We start from the raw sequence: 18,910 nt of genomic DNA, 5'->3' as shown, positions 1-18,910 counted from the left end.
GGAGAGTACCTGATGCATAAACTTAAACCCATTTTCATAATATTGCTGGCATGTCAGGTGGCTATAGCTGGTTGCTCCGGCGGGAGATCTACGTTCAGCAAGGCCCAGAAGCTTGAGGCTGAAGGGAGACTTGACGAGGCTGTTGTTAAATACGCTGAGGCTGCTTCCGCAAGCCCTGAAGAGGGAGAGTACCGGTTGCGTTTTCTTGGTGTTAGTGAGAAAGCTGCGCGGGTGCATATGGATAAAGGTGAGCAATATCAGGAGAAAGGCAATCTGGATGATGCTCTCCGAGAATTCCAGGCTGCAGTAGCCCTTGATTCTTCGCTTGATAGGGCGCGTCAGGCCAGCGAAAAGGTGGTAAAGCTCAGGAACTCGCAGGTATACCTCAAAGAGGGCGAGGAACTCGAAAAGAACCGAAAAACCCGCGAAGCCATTCAGGCATATCAGAAGGCGCTTGAGTTTAATCCGGATAATGAAAAAGCAAGCGAAGCTATTACCAAATTGCAGAAAGGTCGCAAATCCAAGCTTGATGGCTCTGAGTTGAATCTTAAGTCATCGAAGCCGATAACCCTCAAGTTCAAGGACGCCAAGTTAAAGGATGTCTTTAATATAATTACCCAGCTTTCCGGGATCAATTTCGTGTTTGACGAAGGTATTAAGGATTCGAATATCACCATTTACCTGGAGAATGCCACTTTTCAGCAGGCGTTGGATGTTATAACCGGACTTCAAAAATTGGGGAAGAAAACACTCAACGAAAGCACAATAATCCTATACCCAAAGAGTCCTGAAAAGCTTAAGCAGTATGAAGACTTGATGATTCAAACCTTTTACTTGAACAAGCTTGATGCAAAAAAGGCGGTAAACCTGATCCGGACCATGCTGCAAGTTAAGAAGATCTATGTTAACGAAGAGATGAATGCTATTGTGATTCGTGATGTCCCGGATGTAATAGAGGTTGCCGGGAGGATTCTTGACGCCAACGATGTCCCGGATGCAGAGGTGTTGCTTGAAGTAGAAGTGATTGAAGTTTCTAAGAAAAATGCTGAGTCCTTGGGGCTTGTCCTGAGCAAATACGCCCTTTCTATGAATACCTGGACTCCGCAAGGTGCATTCTTTTCCGACGCATTGACGAACACGACAACTACAGCGTCATCAACGACTCCATCAACCACTACTTCTGTGGTAAGTCCGTCAAATCTCTTGCAAGCCTTCAGCTGGAAGAATTTTCAAGGGTATATGACGGTCCCCAGCGCTACGTTCAATTTTGGCAAGACCCTTTCCAATGCCGAAACCCTGGCTTCCCCTAAGATTCGGGTCAAGAACAGGGAAAAGGCCAAGTTTAATGTTGGTACCAGGGTACCGATAACAACAACCTCTTCTCCGACCGGCGGCGGGGTTAGTGTCAACGTCCAGTATGTAGACGTTGGGGTAAAGGTAAATGCCGAGCCGACCATTCAATTGAACAACGAAGTTAATATGAAACTGAGTCTGGAGGTCAGCTCCATCATCTCTAAAGAAAAGATCGGTGACTCTGCCTCTCTGACGACCGTAGTTACCATCGGCACCCGGAATCTTGATACGGTACTTTCGCTCAAAGACGGTGAAACCAGTGTTATCGGCGGCCTTATGCAGGACAGCAAGACCAGGTCCAAGCAGAAGGTTTCAATCCTTGGGGATCTTCCGATTCTTGGTCCGCTGCTCACAGGAAACGACGACTCAAACGACAAGTCAGAACTAATTCTTGCCATTACTCCGCGTATTGTAAGAGGCGTCGCTGTACCCGAAGGAGATGCTGCTCAGTTCTGGTCCGGCCGCGAGGACGAACCGTCCATTAAGAAGCCTTATGGTTCTTTTGTCTCTGATACCGAAGAGATTACAGACGATGCCAAGGGACCGGCGAAGCCGCCGCAGCTGTTCTACCCATCGTCTCCTAAGCCTGCTCCACCTGTTTCGTCGCCAAGCCCTGCGCAATCACCGGCTACGCAGGCTTCTCCACAGCCGCTGCAAACTGCTACCCCTGCAGCTGTCTCGCCGGTTCCGCCAGCGCCGCCTGTAACGCCGCCGGTACAAGGCCAAACAATTAATTCAAGCCAGCCTGCGACTACAGCTGTCCCGGTTGTCGGGAAAGCCGTGCCTCAGCCATTACCGTCAGCGCAACAGCCGCCAGCCCAGACTCTCCAAAACGCTTCACAAATTGCAGTGCCTGCAGTAGCACCGTTGCCGGCAAATGTACCGGCAGCAGCAAAGGACGCAGTCGCTCCTCAGACGACACCGAAGGCGTCAAATGATAAACCTGCTCAGGCATCACAACCAGCGCCGGCGCCGCAGCAGGAACAGAAACCATCCAGAGTTTCAGTGACGATTGCTGCTCCTCCTTTGGTAAAGATTAAAGATCAATTTGTTATTGAGATAAAGGCAACAGCCGTCAGCGGTCTTAAGAGTGCTCCGTTTGTTCTCGCTTATGACCCGATATTCGTGGAATTTGTTGGCGCATCAGCCGGTGATCTTCTGAAAAGTGATGGTAAACAACCGGTATTCCGGGCGACAAATGATAATAGTACCGGCCAGGTAACCTTCAATATTTCAAAAGCTGATGACGGTTCAGCTATTAATGGAAGTGGCAAAATAGCTCTTGTTACCTTTAAGGCGAGAAACCAGGGACCTGCTAGTTTTGGCCTGATGGGAGTTAATTTTATCGGGCAGGGGGGGAAGCAGATAGAAACCCTACCGTACAACACTGTAGTAGAAGTAAAGTAACGTGAACCTTAAAAAGTTTATTGGAAGATATGTTGGTTGCAGATCCGGCGTGAGCCTTGTGGAACTTGTTGTCACAATGGCTATTTTGACCATACTTGCCGGTCTGGTTCTTCCTTCCGTGCAGTTGACTGCCAAGAGAACCAAGGAGATTGAGCTTAGACGCAGCCTCAGAACTATCCGCACCGCACTTGACGAATACAAGAAGGCTTATGATGAAGCGATAAAGGCGCAGAAGATTACGCAAGGTCTGCAAACCAATGCCAGTAGTTCTGGGTATCCTAAAAGCTTGAAGTTGCTGGTAGAGGGCGACGACTTTGGGGGACTCGACAAAAACCAGACAAAGAAGAAGTTTCTCCGTCGTATCCCGGTTGACCCTTTTAACCCCGTTAAGAAAGGCGAAGAACCCAAGTGGGGCCTGCGTGCCTATAAGGATGAACCTGATAGCAAGACCGCTTCAGATGACGTTGAAGATGTGTATGACGTTTATTCGCTTAGTGAAGAGACCGCTATAGATGGCACAAAATACAAGGATTGGTAAAACGGGCATGAGATTGGCCAGGCTGCTCAAGGGCAGAAAAGGGTTTACACTTATTGAGCTGATGATTGTCGTTTCGATCATCGGCATTCTAGCCGCTATCGCTGTGCCTAACTACAGAATGGGCATCCTTAGGGCTCAGGAGGCGGTCCTCAGGGAAAATCTCTACAGCATCAGAACTTCCATTGACCAGTATTATGCTGATCAGGGGAAATTCCCGGATTCCTTAACCGAGATGGTAGACAAGAAATATCTCCGCGTTTTGCCGACGGACCCTTTTACCAAGAAAAACGATACTTGGCAAACAATGGCTCCTCCCCAGCCCACGGACGGAAGCAAAGTGGAAGGGTCTGTTTATGATGTCCATAGCGGGTCGAACCTGATAGGAACAACTGGTACCGCTTATAATGAATGGTAAGTGAAACCCCATCGCAACTTCCCACAGATAATCAAAGCCATACAGAAGTGATTTTATGATCCAACTCCATAATGTTTCAGTCTCTTATCAGGGCGATACCGCCCTGCCGGGTCTTAATCTGCATGTTCACAAAGGGGAGTTCCTGTTTGTCACCGGCGCTTCAGGAGCGGGTAAGTCAACATTGCTCAGGTTGATTTTTGCCGGCATTCAGCCAAATTCCGGGCAGATCCTAATTGATGGCCAGAACCTGACACGCATGACCCGAACTCAGGTTGCCATGCTACGTCGTTCTATCGGTGTTGTTTTCCAGGATTTCAAACTTTTGCCAAACAGGACTGTGCTCGAAAACGTTGCGCTAACCCTTGAAGTGCTTGGCTGGAATGCAAAGGATATTAGCAAGAAGGTTTATCACACGCTCAAGCGGGTTGGGCTTGAGCATAAGATAAATGCAACACCGCTGAAGCTATCCGGCGGTGAACAACAGCGAGTTGCCATTGCCAGGGCACTGGTTAACGAACCGAAGATACTGATTGCCGATGAACCGACCGGAAACCTTGATGACCTCAACAAGGAACAGATTCTGGAAATCCTTCGCGACGCGAATATTAGAGGAACAACAGTCATGGTGGCTACCCATGACCGCCGTTATATCGAGGCCAGTCACAGAGACTTTATCGCTTTGGAAAAGGGTATGATTGTGGAGGACACCCGTGAGCGGCGCTAAGAAAATGGCAACCCGTCAACGGGTATCAAATCCCAGTGTATTTGGGCGACTCCGCTATTTTATTGGCAGAGCAGTACTTAATATCAAACAGAATATATTTATCAATCTGGTGACAATGCTGACAATTGCCATTGGTCTTCTGATAATTGCCGTGTTTCTTCTCTTGCTGGTAAACCTAGAAGGGGTTGCTCATGAGTGGACCCGTCAGGTGCAGGTGACAGTCTATCTCGAAAAGGAACCTGCGTCTCAAGAGCTCTCACAAATTGTTTCCCGGATAAAGTCCCTCCAATACACTGATTCGGTGAACTTCATTACCAAAGAAGACGCTCTCAAGAGGTTCCGCGCCAGGCTGCGGGGCCAGGAGTCTTTAATGGAAGGGGTTACAGCTGATCTTCTCCCGGCCTCAATCGAGATCACTCTCAAAAAAGGGGGGCGAGACAGTGAATCAGTCGAAAGCTTTGTCAGTCGTTTGAAACAGATACCTGGCGTCAGTGAAGTACAGTACGGCGAAGAATGGGTAAGAAAGCTGACGACGTTCATGCAGTTAGCCAGATTTGTAGTAACTTTGATCGGTGGCTTTTTGCTGATATCGGTGCTTTTTATAGTTTCAAACACGATCAAGCTAACGATTTATGCGCGTAAAGATGAGCTGGAAATACTGAGTCTGGTTGGCGCAACGCGCTTTTTCATCAAGGCGCCCTTTCTCATAGAGGGGATTATTCAGGGGTTTGTCGGTTCTCTCCTGGCCTTGATTCTGCTTTCCGCCTCATATTATACCTTTCTTTATAACGCGGCCGACTTTCTCAGGCTAACGCCGACTTCTTCCGGGCTGCAATTTCTACCGCTTTCATATCTGGCAGTAATACTATTCGCCGGCATATTACTCGGGTTCATCGGCAGCCTTGCCTCTTTAAAGCGGTTTATAACTTTCTGATATGGGCCGAATATCACTTATCGTAATTGTTCTGGTTACAGGTCTTGCCGGTCTGTCTATCGCTGATGTGCGGGATGATCTCCACGGTATTAAACAGGAGATACGGGAGAAAAAGACTGAACTTAAAAAGAACAAGAAGCTAGAAAAACAGGTATCAGGCGAGCTGTCTAAAATCGACCAAAGCCTTAAGCAAAAAGAAGCAAACCTCAAGGCATTGGGGAATGATCTGGTTAAAGTTGAGCGGGTGCTGGGTAAAACTGGTGTTGAGATCGTGCAGGCCACTGCTGCCGCCGACAAAAAGCGTGACCAGATCAGACGCCGCCTTGTTTCATTATATAAGGCCGGGGAGTTAGGAGCTACCCGGATGTTTTTTTCTGCTGAATCCTTTCCTCAGATGTTGGAGAATCAACGTTATATGCAGGCAGTACTGCACAGTGACCAGCAGCTTTTTGCCGAATACAAATCCAAGATTGACCAGTTGAAAGGTCTCAAAAACGTTCTCGAACGTGATCTGGCAAAAAAAGAGAATATAATCGCCAGTATCGCGAGCAAAAAAGTAGAAATAGAAGAAGAAAAGGCTAAAAAAGCGGCATACCTCTCAAAAGTGCGGGACAAATCCAAGAGTCAGCAGGCATCCATAAAAGAACTGGAGGCTAATGCCCGCCGACTCCAAGCGATGATGGAAAGGCTTGAAGCAAACAGCAGAAAAAGCTATAATCAAAAACCTTCAAAAAAGCAGGCCCTTGGAGAACGTGAACCGCTACCGCCTGTTGCCGATAAAGGGTTTTCTGCTCAGAGGGGCCGATTGGCAATCCCGGTAAAAGGTGATATTCTTGCACAATTCGGGCGGCATAAGCACCCGGAATTCAACTCCTACACTGTTAACAACGGTATTTCCATAGCTGCTGCCAAAGGGACGGAAATAAGGTCAGTTTTTGATGGCCAGGTAATTTTCGCAGATTATTTTAAAGGGTATGGCAATATGGTAATTATTGACCATGGCGGCGGCTATTTCAGCCTCTACGGTCATGCTTCAAGGTTGAATAAGAAGGTCGGGGCGCAAGTCGCCCGTAATGAGGCAATTGCCAATGTTGGTGATGTCGATTCATCAAGGGGCACAATGCTTTATTTTGAACTTAGACATCAGGGAAAGCCGATCGATCCTGCTCCCTGGTTCAGGTGAGTTAGTTGCAGCAAGCTTGTTTTGATTAGAATTATCAAGGTCATGAAACCTTAAATTCTGGAGGAATGATGTTCAAGAACCGTAAAATACGTTTTACCGCCATTTGTCTGGGCGCTGTACTAGCCTTCTCTGTCGTGGTCGGTATCGGCTCCAAAGGACACACCGCACCGCAGGGCGGCGATTATGAGTCGATCGAGCTGTTCACTGATGTGCTTGCGATTGTCAAAAAGAGTTATGTCGAGGAAGTTGATACCAAAAAGCTCATTTATGGAGCCATAAATGGTATGCTGGCCTCTCTTGACCCACACAGTTCTTTCATGCCTCCCGAGAGCTACAAAGAGATGAAAATTGATACCAAGGGGCAGTTCGGAGGTCTTGGTATCGAGATCTCGATCAAGGACGGCATGCTGACGGTTATCTCTCCCATTGAGGACACCCCTGCATACAAGGCTGGTATAAAGGCCGGAGACCAGATCATCAAGATTGATGACAAATACACCAAGGATCTGAGCATCAACGAGGCGGTAAAGCGGATGCGCGGTACCAAAGGGACCAAGGTTACTCTTACGATAATGCGTGAAGGGTTCGACAAACCCAAGGATTTCCCGCTTACCAGAGATATCATTCAGGTGAAGAGCGTCAAGTATAAGACGTTAGATGATGGTTATGGCTATGTGAGACTTGCCCAGTTCCAGGAAAAGACCGATGATGATCTTGCCAAAGCGCTGAGCGCATTGAAGTCGGAAAATGGCGGAACCCTGCGTGGACTGGTGCTGGATCTGAGGAACGATCCAGGCGGACTGCTTGACCAGGCGGTCCGGGTTGCCGAGCACTTTGTGCCGGAAGGTGAGCTGATTGTCTATACCGAAGGGCGCGAAAAAGAGTCAAAGGTGCGTTACACCTCTCGCAAGGGGAGCAAAGAGCCTGGTTATCCGATCGTGGTGCTGATCAACGGCGGCAGCGCTAGCGCGTCTGAGATTGTTGCCGGTGCTCTTCAGGATCACAAGCGGGGCGTTGTCATGGGGACTCAGAGTTTCGGCAAAGGTTCAGTTCAGTCATTGATTGAGCTTTCGGACAATTCCGGTCTTCGTCTGACAACAGCTAGGTATTACACTCCAAGCGGTCGCTCTATCCAGGCAAAGGGGATTACTCCCGACATAACTGTAGAAAAAGTTGAACTCGCAGCTGCTGCTGAGAAGAAAGATGCGATGCACATTCGGGAAAAAGACCTTGAGAATCACTTTGAGGACAAGGATAAGGAAAAAGAGAAGGACAAGGATGCCAAGAAGGAAAAGTTGCCGCTCTACAAGACCGATGAACAGGTAAAGGCTGATTATCAGTTGCTCCGTGCCCTCGATCTTCTGAAAGGCTGGGAAATAATCAAAAAGGTGATGACAACAACCGGCAATTAAGCGTCGTTGTGCCAATATCCTGAACTGAACGGGGAGCTGCTGCTCCCCGTTGCTGTTTGTGGCTAGCGTTGCCAACTCTTTGCATTGTTCCATGCTTCTTGCTATAGTGAAACATCAACCCAATTGGAGGTTTCCTGCATGAAAAGTCTGGTAAAGGCGGGTTTATTGATTATCAGTGTCCTGACGCTGCTCGTTGCCTGCGGTGGCGGCGGAGGGGGCAGTACCCCTGGCCCTGTGACTCAACTTAGTGGGGTTGCATCAAAGGGGCTTGTAAGTGGCGGGACGGTGCGCGCCTATAAAATTGTTGGGGAGGCAGTAACCACCCAGATTGGAAGTGATGCTACAACGGCTGCTGATGGCACATATAGTATTAACATCGGTGATTACACCGGCCCATTAATGGTACAGGTGACAGGGGGCACATATGTCGATGAATCTACCGGACTCCCCACCCAGCTGAACATTCAAACTCAAAATGGTTTAAGGGCATATGTTGCCAATGCAACAAGTGGGACTCCGTTAACTGCTGCAGTTACGCCACTCACAGAGCTTGCAGTTCAATACCTGGGAACAGGAGCATTGAGCCCGGCCAATATAACCGCTGCAAACAGTAAAATCAGTAATCTTTACGGAGTAGCTGATATAGTTACTTCATCCCCCACATCAGGAACTTACCAAAGTACCCTGAGTGCAATATCCAGCATGAGCACTGGTGCTTCTACTCCTGTAACTGTTGGCGACCTGCTTGCTAGCATGAAAACCCAAATCCCCGTAAACCAGGATCCACTGCCGGTGACGGTTGGCATAACAAAGGATAAGGCATCGGCGATTGCAAATGGCAGCGATATTGTTACCCTGACCGCATCTGTTCTTCCGGTTAAGCCGGCAGGCACTCCTGTTGTATTTGCGATAACCTCTGGGATCGCAACCTTTGAGGACGGTTCGACGACCTATAACACTACCATGAACGCACCAACCGCGAAGATCAAAAGTGCAACTCTGGGTAGCGTGACCGTTACCGCTACCTGTGCCGCCGTTAGCGCTTCAACAACCATCACGTTTGGCGGGGCTCCCGTGATCACGCTGTCCGTCGACAAGAGCAGTGCTGTAGCCAGTGGTACCGACATTATTAACCTGAGTGTCACCTCGACGACTAATTTGCCTGTCGGTACCGATGTGACGTTCTCTATCGTTTCGGGTAATGCTGTTTTCGGTAATCTCGCCACGACCTATGCGACAAAGATCCTCGCATCTCCTGCAAACACCGCACAGGCAACTATCCTGAGCTCTGTCAACGGCGACGTGGTAGTAAAAGCCGATTGTCAGGGCAGTAGTGATACCAAAACGGTCACCTTCGGTAACGGTCTTGCTTCATATGCCTCTCTGAAAGAGGCGCTTGGACCTGTTTTTGTAATTGCTTCGGATGCATCTATCCCAACGGGAACGATTGTCAATTTCACGGCAACTGGTGCCGGCACGATACGCGTGTTTGACGGCAACTGGTCCAAAACAGGAGCCTATGGCACTTCTGCAGCTCCATCCGTAGCAGCGGCAGGCACTTTTGCTGGAAAGGCGGCAGTGTACCTCAGATGCAACAGCGCAGGTGATGTCACCATAACAGCAACCCGTCAGGGATCGAGCACTCCCATAGGTACGGTGACAAAGACCTGTTATGTTCAGACTTCGAGCCAGAATGTGAATGTATCTCTGACCCCGGCTGGTGCTGCAAAACTGGGGAGCAACACGGTGACAAAGCTTTGGTTCAATATCGTTGCCGCTCCGGGAACAAGCACCTCGGCGATAGCTTCATACGGCTCCGCAGTTGCAGTCGAGCAAAAGAATGCCGTTACGACTTTTGTCAATCTTGCCCCCAATACGGCGTTGACGAGCAGTACACCGATCTTTACCGCTACCTATGCCTACAATCCCTCTCCGGCGACGTTCACCGTTATGCCGATCGGGTCGGTTACCCTATCTGGAGGAAGTACGGTAACATTGACATCCAGCGATTTTGTTGTACAGTAACACCTTGGTAGACTTATAAAGAAAGGGCTTCACGGTTATCCGTGAAGCCCTTTCCTTTTATTACTGCAGATGCCGTTCAGAGGTTTATTCGAGCGTAAGTTCTGCCTTGCAGGAAATCCCCTTGCTGGTGCCGCCTTTAACCTTGAAGTTGATCAGGAACTCCTGAAGCCCGCCTGATGCCAGGTTCAACTGGCTGATTCTGATGGTCTCGCCGGAAACCTTGCTGAATGTCGCTGAGCCGTCTGTTACCGGGACATAGGACGCGGGGTGGTTGATGGTTATATTCAATGATGAAGCCTCGGCGCTACCGACATTAAGCACGGAAACCAGACATTGAGCCCGAGAATTGTCGCCATCGACCGAGTCAACCTTCTTGACCACCGCCCTGACAATCGGCGCGGATGCGGTCATGGCAATCTCTGTTGAGATTGGGCGGTCACCGGCAACCTGCGAGGTCAAGCGGATCGGCAAGGCCAGCTGCTGCCCTTCGAGAACGCTTACCGGAGGCTTAGCCTTAAGCTGTACTGTGGTCGAGGCGCCTGGGGCAATCTCGGCTGTGGTAGTGATTGGTTTACCCTCTATCTCGAAGCGGGACTGCCAGCCTTCGGGGAAGGCGGTAGCCAGAGTGAAGCTGTCTGCCATAATCCCAGGGTTGGTAATGGTCAGCGGGATAACCATCTCTTTGCCTGCAACCGCAACCAGGTCACCAGAAGAGACAGCCATCACCAGTTTTGGCGCACTGACTGCAGCGAAAATCGATGCCTTGTGATTGGCCAGCCGCTCAGCAGCAGCCTTTTCCCGAGCAATACGTTCGGCTTCGGCTTTCTCACGCGCTTTACGCTCTTCCTCGGCCTTGATGGCAGCCAGTTTTTCCTGCTCTGCCTTCTCCCGAGCAATACGTTCGGCTTCGGCTTTCTCGCGAGCTTTACGCTCTTCCTCGGCCTTGATGGCAGCCAGTCTTTCCTGCTCTGCCTTCTCCCGAGCAATACGTTCGGCTTCGGCTTTCTCGCGGGCTTTACGCTCTTCCTCAGCCTTGATGGCAGCCAGTCTTTCCTGCTCTGCTTTCTCCCTGGCAATTCGCTCAGCTTCAGCCTTTTCGCGCGCAATCCGTTCCTGCTCTTTCCTTGCCAGAATTGCGTTGATATCGATTTTGGCGGTTTCGCGCATCAGGTCCTGTTCAAGGGTAGTTTTCAGATTGCTGTCCGGGAACTCCTGCTTCCAGAGATAAAGAAGATAAGCCGACTCACTGGTATTGCCCTCTTTGAAATAAGCTCGGGCGAGAAAAACCAGAGACAGTTCCCTTAGTTGCGATTCAGGTTGGCCAAGGAGCGTCGAGAACTGTTTGATCGCTGATTGGTAATCCTTGTTCTTGAAAGAGTTGAAGCCTGATATGAAACTCTGCGCCTCCGGCGATTGGTAGGCGTGGGCAGGTTGGGCCAGGGTCAGGCAGAGCAGTGCTGCGGATGGAATAAGGGTGCGAGCAATTTTCTTCGTTTTCATGGCGTAGTGTGGTAATTATCGATCAGATTTGGCTCAAGTTGAGGTAATTTAATACAGTACATGGAAAGAGTCAATAATTCTTAATGGTTGTCCGAGGCACTGAATGAAACAGGCAAAGGAACGGCTTGACAAGGTCCTTGTGGAACAGGGGCTCGTGCCGTCCAGGGAGCGTGCCAGGGCCCTGATTATGGCCGGAATGGTGATTGTCGGTGATCATGCTGCCGTCAAGGCCGGTGAACAGGTTCTTCCCGACGCTGTCATCCGTCTGAAAGGTGAAGACCACCCGTATGTCAGTCGCGGTGGTTTGAAGCTGCAGAAGGCGCTTGATCAATTCGCTATTGATGTTACGGGAAAGATTGTCATCGATGTCGGCGCATCTACTGGAGGTTTCACTGATTGCCTGCTGCAAAGGGGAGCTGGAAAGGTCTACGCAGTAGATGTCGGGTATGGGCAGCTTGCCTGGAAGTTGCGCCAGGATGAGCGTGTAATAAACCTGGAAAAAACCAATATCCGTTACCTTGAACCCGCCATTCTTGATGAAATCCCGGATATCGCAGTGATTGATGCTTCTTTCATCTCGCTCGACAAGATCCTTCCGCACGTTATAATTCTTATCAAGCCGTTGGCAACTATTATTGCCCTTATAAAACCGCAGTTCGAGGTTGGCCGCGGTGAAGTGGGGAAGGGTGGGGTGGTAAGAGACGAAAGCAAGCATCAGGAGGTTGTGGACAAGGTTAAATCCCTGGCTGGCGAGCTGGGTCTTAAGGTTAAAGGGGTTGTCGAATCGCCAATCACAGGTCCAAAAGGCAACCGCGAGTTTCTTATCTATTTAGGTAAATCCGATCAAGAGGGGGAGTGAATGAGAGATTGCATCTTCTGCAAAATAATAAATGGTGAGATCCCTGCCAAGAAGGTGTTTGAGGATGACAGGGTTGTTGTTATTGAAGATATTTCGCCTGCGGCACCGGTACACTTGTTGATTATTCCGAGAAAGCACTTTGTGAACGCTTTGGATATGTTGCCGACAGACTGTGAACTAGTCGGCCATGTCTTTCAGGTAGCTGCAGCGATTGCCCGCGAAAAGGGTTTTGCTGAAAAAGGGTTCCGAGTTGTTAATAATAACAATGCCGGTGCTGGTCAGTCGGTATTTCATATCCATTTTCATCTGCTTGCCGGAAGAGACTTTATCTGGCCTCCGGGGTAGGATAAATATCGAAGAAGGGGAACATCATGAGAATTCTGCTAGCTTCAACGTTGGTTCTTGCACTCTTGGTTGCTGTTGATGCTTCGTGCGCCGTTTACATGTGGGAAGATGAGCAAGGTGTTACTGCCTTTACCGAAGATTATGGGAAAATACCGAAAAAATACCGGAATAAGGCAAAAAAGGTTGAATCGGACCAGCCTGACGACTCCGCTGCACCGGTTGCGGATACTCAAGGGACAAAAGCTGTAGTTGAACCTCCAGTAAACCTGAAGGGAGGCAGCGGGGCGACAACTCCGGCAAAAGCTGAAAAAAAGCAGCTTTTCGGCGGGAAAGAGGAAAGCTATTGGTTTAACGAATTTGGCAAGCTGAAGGCAGACCTCAGATCTTACAAAGATCAGTTGGATGCGATAAATGCCAGACTTAGCAATAGCGGCTCAATGTCGCGTTCCGAGTACAAGTCTCTTGAAAATACCAGGAAACTCCTTGAGGAGCAGGAAGGTGCTGCGAGAAAACGTTTTGAGTCATTAACCGACCAGGCCAACAAGGCCGGGGTTCCTCAAGACTTGAGGTAAGAGGAATATCAATCCAAATCTTAGTAGATTAAACAGAAAAAACCCGGTCTTGGGACCGGGTTTTTGCATTTACGCTCCAGTTTGCCGTAGCTGATTAAGTCACTGACCAGGGTTCTATCTTTGCCCGAGAAGACGTTTCAGGCTTCCCTGTTGATTGAGGGCATGCACACCACGTCTGGACTTGAGCCTGTTCACGACATTAATAGTCAGGTTCCTTAACTTGTCTTACCTGCAGCCCAGAGCATATTGTTAAAGATCATTCATCTGATTTAAGTATAGCTATTGGGGAAAATCTGTCAAGAGAGTTTTCTCGCTTTTGATAACCGTATCGACCAGGTCGAGCATTACTTGAGCGTCACGAGATTATTTTAGCGACGCTGCCGGGATATATCATATCCAGAGTCATGAGGAGGGTTAGCAGAATGGTTATTATGGCGGTCATCCAAGCGATAATATTGAAAACCGGCCCGTTGCAGTGACGACCCATGAGCCGCTTGTTGTTTATCAGGATGAGCATGAAGACAAGGACAAATGGAAGCATGATGCCGTTGACAACTTGAGACAGGAACATGATTTTAATAAGCGGGGCATTGGGGATAAGGATCAGTGCCGCACTGAGAATAATAATAATCGTAAATAACCAGAAAAACTGAGGAGCTTCCTTGAAGTTTCTGTCGATACCCGATTCCCAGCCCATGCCTTCGCAGACATAGTAAGAGGTTGATAGCGGCAGGATGCAGGCCGCAAACAGGGATGCATTGAAAAGCCCGAAGGCAAAAAGCGTCGAGGCATATTGCCCCACAAGGGGCTTCAGCGCCAATGCCGCGTCAGCAGCAGTCTCGATTTTGAGACCTTGGGTGTGAATGGTCGAAGAGCAGGCAACAACAATAAAAAAGGCAACAACTATTGCCATGATACAGCCGACGAAGACATCGAGGCGGGAAAAACTGTACTGCTCAATGGTAATCCCTTTTTCAACGACTGCGGCCTGTTGATAGAACTGCATCCAGGGCGCAATGGTAGTGCCGACCACGCCGATGATGGTCATCAGGTAGGCGCTGTCGGTATTAAGGGTGGGCACAACGGTAGCTGTAATGATGGTTCCCCAGTTGGGCTTGGCCATGAAGGCTGCGATCGGGTAAGCTATATAAACCGTGCAGGCGATCAGGAAGACCTTTTCTACGAGCTTATATGAGCCCTTCACAATAAGAAGCCAAACTAGAAGGCCGGCAGCTGGTACAGAAATGTATTTGCTGATGCCGAAAATCTCTAAACTGGCGGCAATGCCGGCAAATTCTGAAACCGAATTGCCAAGGTTGGTGAGCAGCAGGGCGACCATAACGTAAAAAGTTACCTTGACGCCGAACGATTCACGGATCAGGTCCGACAACCCTTTGCCGGTAACTGCTCCCATTCTGGCACACATCTCCTGGATCACCACCAGGGCAATCATTGTCGGTATCATTACCCAGAGGATGGAGTTACCGAAGTGCGCGCCTGCCAGAGAATAGGTGGTTACTCCACCGGCGTCGTTGTCGACGTTGGCGGTTATTATTCCAGGTCCCAGAATGGCAAGGAACAGTAAGATGTTCTTTCTGTTGACCTGGCCCAGTGGTTTTATGAATTTCATCAAACTGATACCGGTAAACATGGCTGCTCCTGATCAATGATACATGTGGCGCTTGCGACGTACGAGGTGTGGCAGGAAGTGTTGTAATATGTCGTCAACCGTGACGATCCCGGCCATCCTGCCTTCTTCATCCAATACCGGTATTGCCAGCAAATTGTATTTAGTCATCAGATGATAGATCTCTTCCGGTTCGGAGTTGACCTGTACTGTTTTCAGGTTGTCTTCCATAAGTTCAGATATGACCGTGTTGGCCGGGGTAACCAGGAGATCTTTGAGGCTGACAACCCCCTCGAGCCTGTCTTCATCATCAAGGACATAGGCATAATAGACGGTGTCGATATCCGGCGCTACCAGCCGAACCTGACGAAGGGCATCTTCAATGGTCATGTCGCCGGCGATTGAGAGAAACTCGGAGTTCATGAAGCCGCCGGCGGAGTCTTCCTCATGTTCCATCAACTCCTGGATCTCTTCGGCTTCGTCAGCTTCCATCAGTCCCAGTAGTTCCTGAGCTTTTTCTTCAGGGAGGTCGGCCAGGACGTCGGCAGCCTCGTCTGGGGCCATCTCCTCAAGAATGTCTGAGGCCTGTTCGCTGCCAAGTTGCTCAATGAGCTTGGTCCTGAACTCAGGCTCCAGTTCGTAGAGCGTATCGCCGGCAGTTTCAGAGTCTATGGTGTTGAGCACTGTCTGGATATTGGTTACCGGAATCTGCTCGATGATGTCTGCCAGGTCAGCCGGGTGGAGTTCCTTCATCTGGTCCCTGGCAACAGTCAGGGCCAACCTGGAAGTATGCATTTCCAAAGGTTGCACAAACTGCCAACTGATTTCGTTGTCCGGAATCTGTTGCTTGAGGATGCCGGCGATTGAGTCACCGAACCGCTCATATCCCAAACGTCTCAACAGGCCGCGAAAGCCGATGTCGACCGAAAAAATACAGAGCAAGTCATTAAAGCGACCGAGCTTGACGTCGTTGACTCGCACAACCTTGGCGCCATCCACATCGACTATTTGCTTGTCGAGGATATCGCGCTTGATGAAAATTTCACCATCTGCGTCTGTATGGAGAGGGAGTGAGTCGGCTGTTTCCATGGAGACTGAGATTACGGCCCGGTTGAAGAGCGATATCTGTTCCCATGATGCTGAACAGAGTCCCCGCCTGTTTTTTAGGATGATGTGGGATACTATGGGAAAGGTTTCACCCGGGACCATCACCAGGTCGATGAGTTTACCAATATCCTGCCCCAGATCATTTATGGCGTTTTTGCCAAGCAGGGAACTGATGAACAGTTCACCAATAATAACATTCATATTGCCCCCCAATAACGACAAAACCCTTCCACAGGGAAGGGTCTTATGCATAAGGCGGCACAGGACTTCCCCCTGGTCGAGTTTCGGCAGAGCACAACGTAGGTGTAATCACCAGCTACCTTAAGTAAAGCCTTAATCCGGCCAGACCTGGTCTACCACATTGGCGTCTTTCGACGTTTCTGGGCAGTAGCTTCTGTTTGTGCTAACGCCTCATCCTAACGAGGAATTCTAGAAATTTTATAGACCCGAAGCCCTTGTTTGTCAATCAAATTTCCCGTCCGGGTTTGGCGCGGAATCGCTGTATGTGCTAAGGTTTACAATGTGACCTTGAGGTGGTAAAACTTACTTCAGCGAACGAGGACGCTCCAATATCATGTTTTCAACAGCGCTCTATATTGTTCTGGTTATTTTGCTTGTGCTGGCAAACGGTTTTTTTGTCGCCTCAGAGTTTTCACTCGTGGCAGTACGCCGTTCGAGGGTCTTGACCATTGTCGAGGAGGGGACGGATAACCGTGCCAAAACCTTGCTGGAGTTGGTAGATAACCTTAACATTTACATCTCTGCCACCCAGCTCGGGATTACCATGTCATCGCTAGCTCTCGGCTGGATCGGCGAACCGGCGTTTGCCCGTCTCCTGGATGTCCCACTCCGGGGAATTGTTTCGGTTGCCGCCCGCCATACGATCTCTTTTACCCTTGCCTTTACAGCCATAACGGTAATGCATATAGTTCTCGGCGAACTTGCTCCCAAAACCCTTGCCCTTGAGCGGGCCGAAAAGGTTGCTTTGGCTATCGCCTGGCCGATGAGGTTTTTCCAGAAGATTTTTCGCTGGCCGATACGCTTTCTGGACTGGGCAGGCATCCGCACGGTGCGGATGGTCGGTCTTCACTCTACGGTTGACCATGCTTCAGTGTACACAGTTGATGAACTCCGGCATCTCATTGACGCTTCGCAAAAAAGCGGCAATCTGGAGCCGGAAGAGCAGAAACTTTTGCATGGGATTTTCGAGTTCTCCGATGCGGAAGTCATGGAAGTGATGGTTCCTCGCAATGCTTTCTCCGCATTGGATGTCTACGCCACACTGGATGAAACCAAAAAGGCGTTCAGGGAGTTGGGGTATTCGAGGTTACCCGTTTATCGGGAGCATCTTGACAGTATCGTTGGCGTCGTATTCCGGAGAGATATTGAACCATACCTGGAGCAGAGCATAGAGCAACCGTTCGATCTGGAAAAGCTGGTTCATCCGCCCATGTTCATTCCTGCCACAGCCCAGCTGAGCGTGGCTCTCAGGCAGATGCAGTCCGCCCGAACCCATCTGGCGTTTGCTGTTGACGAATACGGTGGGATCGAGGGAATAATCACCCTTGAGGATATCCTCGAAGAAATTGTCGGCGAAATTGACGATGAGTTTGATGAGGAAACGCAGGCTCAAATAGTAACAGAGGGTGAGACCTATCTGCTTGACGGGATGCTGACTGTGCGGGATGTCAACCAGCATCTGCATCTTTCATTGCCTGAAGAGGATTCTTATACCACTATTGCCGGATTTGTCCTTGCTCAGGCAGGACGGTTGCTAAATGTTGGGGACAGTGTCGAGTTCGGGGAGATGAGGTTCACTGTTGAAGCGCTGGAACGCCGGCGTATTCGCCGGGTTCGGATGTCTTTCGCTCGCGAGCCCGACCAGTCGTAACAGAAAGTACGGACGAACTCGTTACTGCTTCAATGCTTGCCATGCTGCTTGCCGATGGTGACCGATGTCAGGATCGCTATTGCCAGTGCGCCGACGATAACCCCCAGTGAGAAGTGTATCGGTACATGCCAGATGTCCACCAGGATCATCTTTATGCCGACAAAAGCCAGGATGAAGGAGATGCCGAGTTTCAGGTAGACAAACATCTCCATCACGTGTGCCAGCAGGTAGTAAAGGGAGCGCAGCCCCATGATTGCGAAGACATTTGATGTATAAACGATAAACGGGTCACGGGTCACTGACAATACTGCCGGGATGGAATCAATGGCGAAAATGACGTCGCTGGATTCAACCACCAATAAAGTAAGAAAGAGCGGGGTGGCGGCCGTTATCCCTTGTTTTCTTATGAAAAAGCGGTCATCGCGAATTCTTTTGGTTATCGGCATGAACCGCCTGACCAGCCGCACGAGCAGGTTCTTTTCCGGTTCGATCTGCTCTTCCTTGCCGAATGCCATCTTTAACCCGGTGACAATGAGTATCCCGCCGAAAATGTAGAGCATCCAGTGAAATCGTTCGATGAGTCCAATTCCGGCAAAAATGAAGATGGCCCGCATCAGAAGAGCGCCGATGATTCCCCATTTCAGGATCTTGGGCTGATGGGATTTGGAAATATGGAAATAGGAGAAGATCATGATGAAAACGAAGAGGTTGTCAACCGACAGGGACTCTTCGATCAGATAGCCGGTGAAGAACTCCAGAGCTTTGGTTGAGCCCATTTGGAAATAAATCCAGACATTGAACGCCAGCGCCAACAGCACCCAGGTTATGGTCCATCCCAAGGCCTCGCGGAACCTTATTTCGTGGCTTTTGCGGTTGAATATGCCCATATCAATAGCGAACATGATCGCCATGATACCGCCGAAACCAAGCCAAAGTAGCCCATTGCCTGTCATATTTATATATCCGTATCCTATTGGTTTGATGCGACAGCGGATAATAGGCCAAGGGGTTACCAGTG

Annotated in this window: 16 protein-coding genes and 1 riboswitch; of the genes, 12 read left to right on the top strand and 4 right to left on the bottom strand. The window is 49.6% G+C overall.

The genetic code is table 11. The features are described from left to right. Positions 1 to 12: 12 nt before the first annotated feature. The 8 genes from KI809_RS00565 to KI809_RS00530 all read left to right on the top strand — a co-directional run bounded on the left by KI809_RS00565 (position 13) and on the right by KI809_RS00530 (position 9,991). Positions 13 to 2,760: a secretin GspD/PilQ domain-containing protein gene (locus KI809_RS00565; RefSeq protein ID WP_214169580.1), complete on the top strand. Its 2,748-nt coding sequence runs from the start codon at positions 13 to 15 to the stop codon at positions 2,758 to 2,760. A 1-nt stretch (position 2,761) separates the two neighbouring features. Continuing rightward, the gene (locus tag KI809_RS00560) at positions 2,762 to 3,298 is read left to right on the top strand and encodes a type II secretion system protein (RefSeq protein WP_337833264.1); all 537 of its coding nucleotides are present in this window, start codon (positions 2,762 to 2,764) and stop codon (positions 3,296 to 3,298) included. A gap of 7 nt (positions 3,299 to 3,305) precedes the next feature. After that, positions 3,306 to 3,713: a type IV pilin protein gene (locus KI809_RS00555; RefSeq protein WP_214169579.1), complete on the top strand. Its 408-nt coding sequence runs from the start codon at positions 3,306 to 3,308 to the stop codon at positions 3,711 to 3,713. Positions 3,714 to 3,768: 55 nt separating this feature from the next. Beyond that, complete coding sequence (gene ftsE, locus KI809_RS00550) at positions 3,769 to 4,437, top strand: cell division ATP-binding protein FtsE (RefSeq protein ID WP_214169578.1); 669 nt, start codon at positions 3,769 to 3,771, stop codon at positions 4,435 to 4,437. Continuing rightward, positions 4,424 to 5,371: a permease-like cell division protein FtsX gene (gene ftsX / locus KI809_RS00545; protein ID WP_337833263.1), complete on the top strand. Its 948-nt coding sequence runs from the start codon at positions 4,424 to 4,426 to the stop codon at positions 5,369 to 5,371. The genes ftsE and ftsX overlap by 14 nt, the downstream gene beginning before the upstream one ends. A 1-nt stretch (position 5,372) precedes the next feature. Next, positions 5,373 to 6,554 carry a murein hydrolase activator EnvC family protein gene (locus tag KI809_RS00540; RefSeq protein WP_214169577.1) on the top strand — a complete coding sequence of 394 codons (1,182 nt, stop codon included), beginning with the start codon at positions 5,373 to 5,375 and terminating at the stop codon, positions 6,552 to 6,554. 68 nt (positions 6,555 to 6,622) lie between these two features. Further along, positions 6,623 to 7,966 (top strand): S41 family peptidase, encoded by a 1,344-nt coding sequence (locus KI809_RS00535; RefSeq protein ID WP_214169576.1) that lies wholly within the window; start codon positions 6,623 to 6,625, stop codon positions 7,964 to 7,966. A gap of 138 nt (positions 7,967 to 8,104) precedes the next feature. Continuing rightward, positions 8,105 to 9,991, top strand: coding sequence for a hypothetical protein (locus KI809_RS00530; RefSeq protein WP_214169575.1), 1,887 nt, complete (start codon positions 8,105 to 8,107; stop codon positions 9,989 to 9,991). An 84-nt stretch (positions 9,992 to 10,075) separates the two neighbouring features. Here KI809_RS00530 and KI809_RS00525 read toward each other — a convergent pair whose 3' ends face one another. Then, positions 10,076 to 11,491 (bottom strand): hypothetical protein, encoded by a 1,416-nt coding sequence (locus KI809_RS00525; protein ID WP_214169574.1) that lies wholly within the window; start codon positions 11,489 to 11,491, stop codon positions 10,076 to 10,078. A gap of 103 nt (positions 11,492 to 11,594) precedes the next feature. Here KI809_RS00525 and KI809_RS00520 point away from each other — a divergent pair, with 103 nt between their 5' ends. The 3 genes from KI809_RS00520 to KI809_RS00510 are packed head-to-tail and all read left to right on the top strand — an operon-like array spanning position 11,595 to position 13,267. Then, positions 11,595 to 12,350 (top strand): TlyA family RNA methyltransferase, encoded by a 756-nt coding sequence (locus tag KI809_RS00520; RefSeq protein WP_214169573.1) that lies wholly within the window; start codon positions 11,595 to 11,597, stop codon positions 12,348 to 12,350. After that, positions 12,351 to 12,695, top strand: a complete 345-nt coding sequence (locus tag KI809_RS00515) for a histidine triad nucleotide-binding protein (RefSeq protein WP_214169572.1) — start codon at positions 12,351 to 12,353, stop codon at positions 12,693 to 12,695. It abuts the gene before it with no gap. A 26-nt stretch (positions 12,696 to 12,721) separates the two neighbouring features. Beyond that, positions 12,722 to 13,267, top strand: coding sequence for a DUF4124 domain-containing protein (locus KI809_RS00510; RefSeq protein WP_214169571.1), 546 nt, complete (start codon positions 12,722 to 12,724; stop codon positions 13,265 to 13,267). A 355-nt stretch (positions 13,268 to 13,622) separates the two neighbouring features. Here the strand turns inward: KI809_RS00510 and KI809_RS00505 are convergent, their stop codons facing one another. Together KI809_RS00505 and KI809_RS00500 are read right to left on the bottom strand one after the other, a co-directional pair. After that, positions 13,623 to 14,918, bottom strand: coding sequence for an Nramp family divalent metal transporter (locus KI809_RS00505; RefSeq protein WP_214169570.1), 1,296 nt, complete (start codon positions 14,916 to 14,918; stop codon positions 13,623 to 13,625). Between the two features lie 12 nt (positions 14,919 to 14,930). After that, on the bottom strand, positions 14,931 to 16,202 hold the full coding sequence (locus KI809_RS00500; protein ID WP_214169569.1) for a magnesium transporter: 1,272 nt from the start codon (positions 16,200 to 16,202) through the stop codon (positions 14,931 to 14,933). A gap of 62 nt (positions 16,203 to 16,264) precedes the next feature. Next, positions 16,265 to 16,432: riboswitch (M-box (ykoK) riboswitch) on the bottom strand. A 143-nt stretch (positions 16,433 to 16,575) separates the two neighbouring features. On the opposite strand from KI809_RS00500, the gene KI809_RS00495 reads away from it, so the two are divergent. Continuing rightward, complete coding sequence (locus KI809_RS00495; protein ID WP_214169568.1) at positions 16,576 to 17,892, top strand: hemolysin family protein; 1,317 nt, start codon at positions 16,576 to 16,578, stop codon at positions 17,890 to 17,892. A gap of 29 nt (positions 17,893 to 17,921) precedes the next feature. Here KI809_RS00495 and KI809_RS00490 read toward each other — a convergent pair whose 3' ends face one another. Further along, entirely contained in the window at positions 17,922 to 18,845 is a 924-nt protein-coding gene (locus tag KI809_RS00490; protein ID WP_214169567.1) for a TerC family protein, read from the bottom strand. Positions 18,846 to 18,910 lie beyond the last annotated feature (65 nt).

It is taken from the genome of Geoanaerobacter pelophilus (assembly GCF_018476885.1).
In the GTDB taxonomy this organism is placed as follows: domain Bacteria; phylum Desulfobacterota; class Desulfuromonadia; order Geobacterales; family DSM-12255; genus Geoanaerobacter; species Geoanaerobacter pelophilus.
This window is presented reverse-complemented; position numbering and strand designations above follow the sequence as displayed.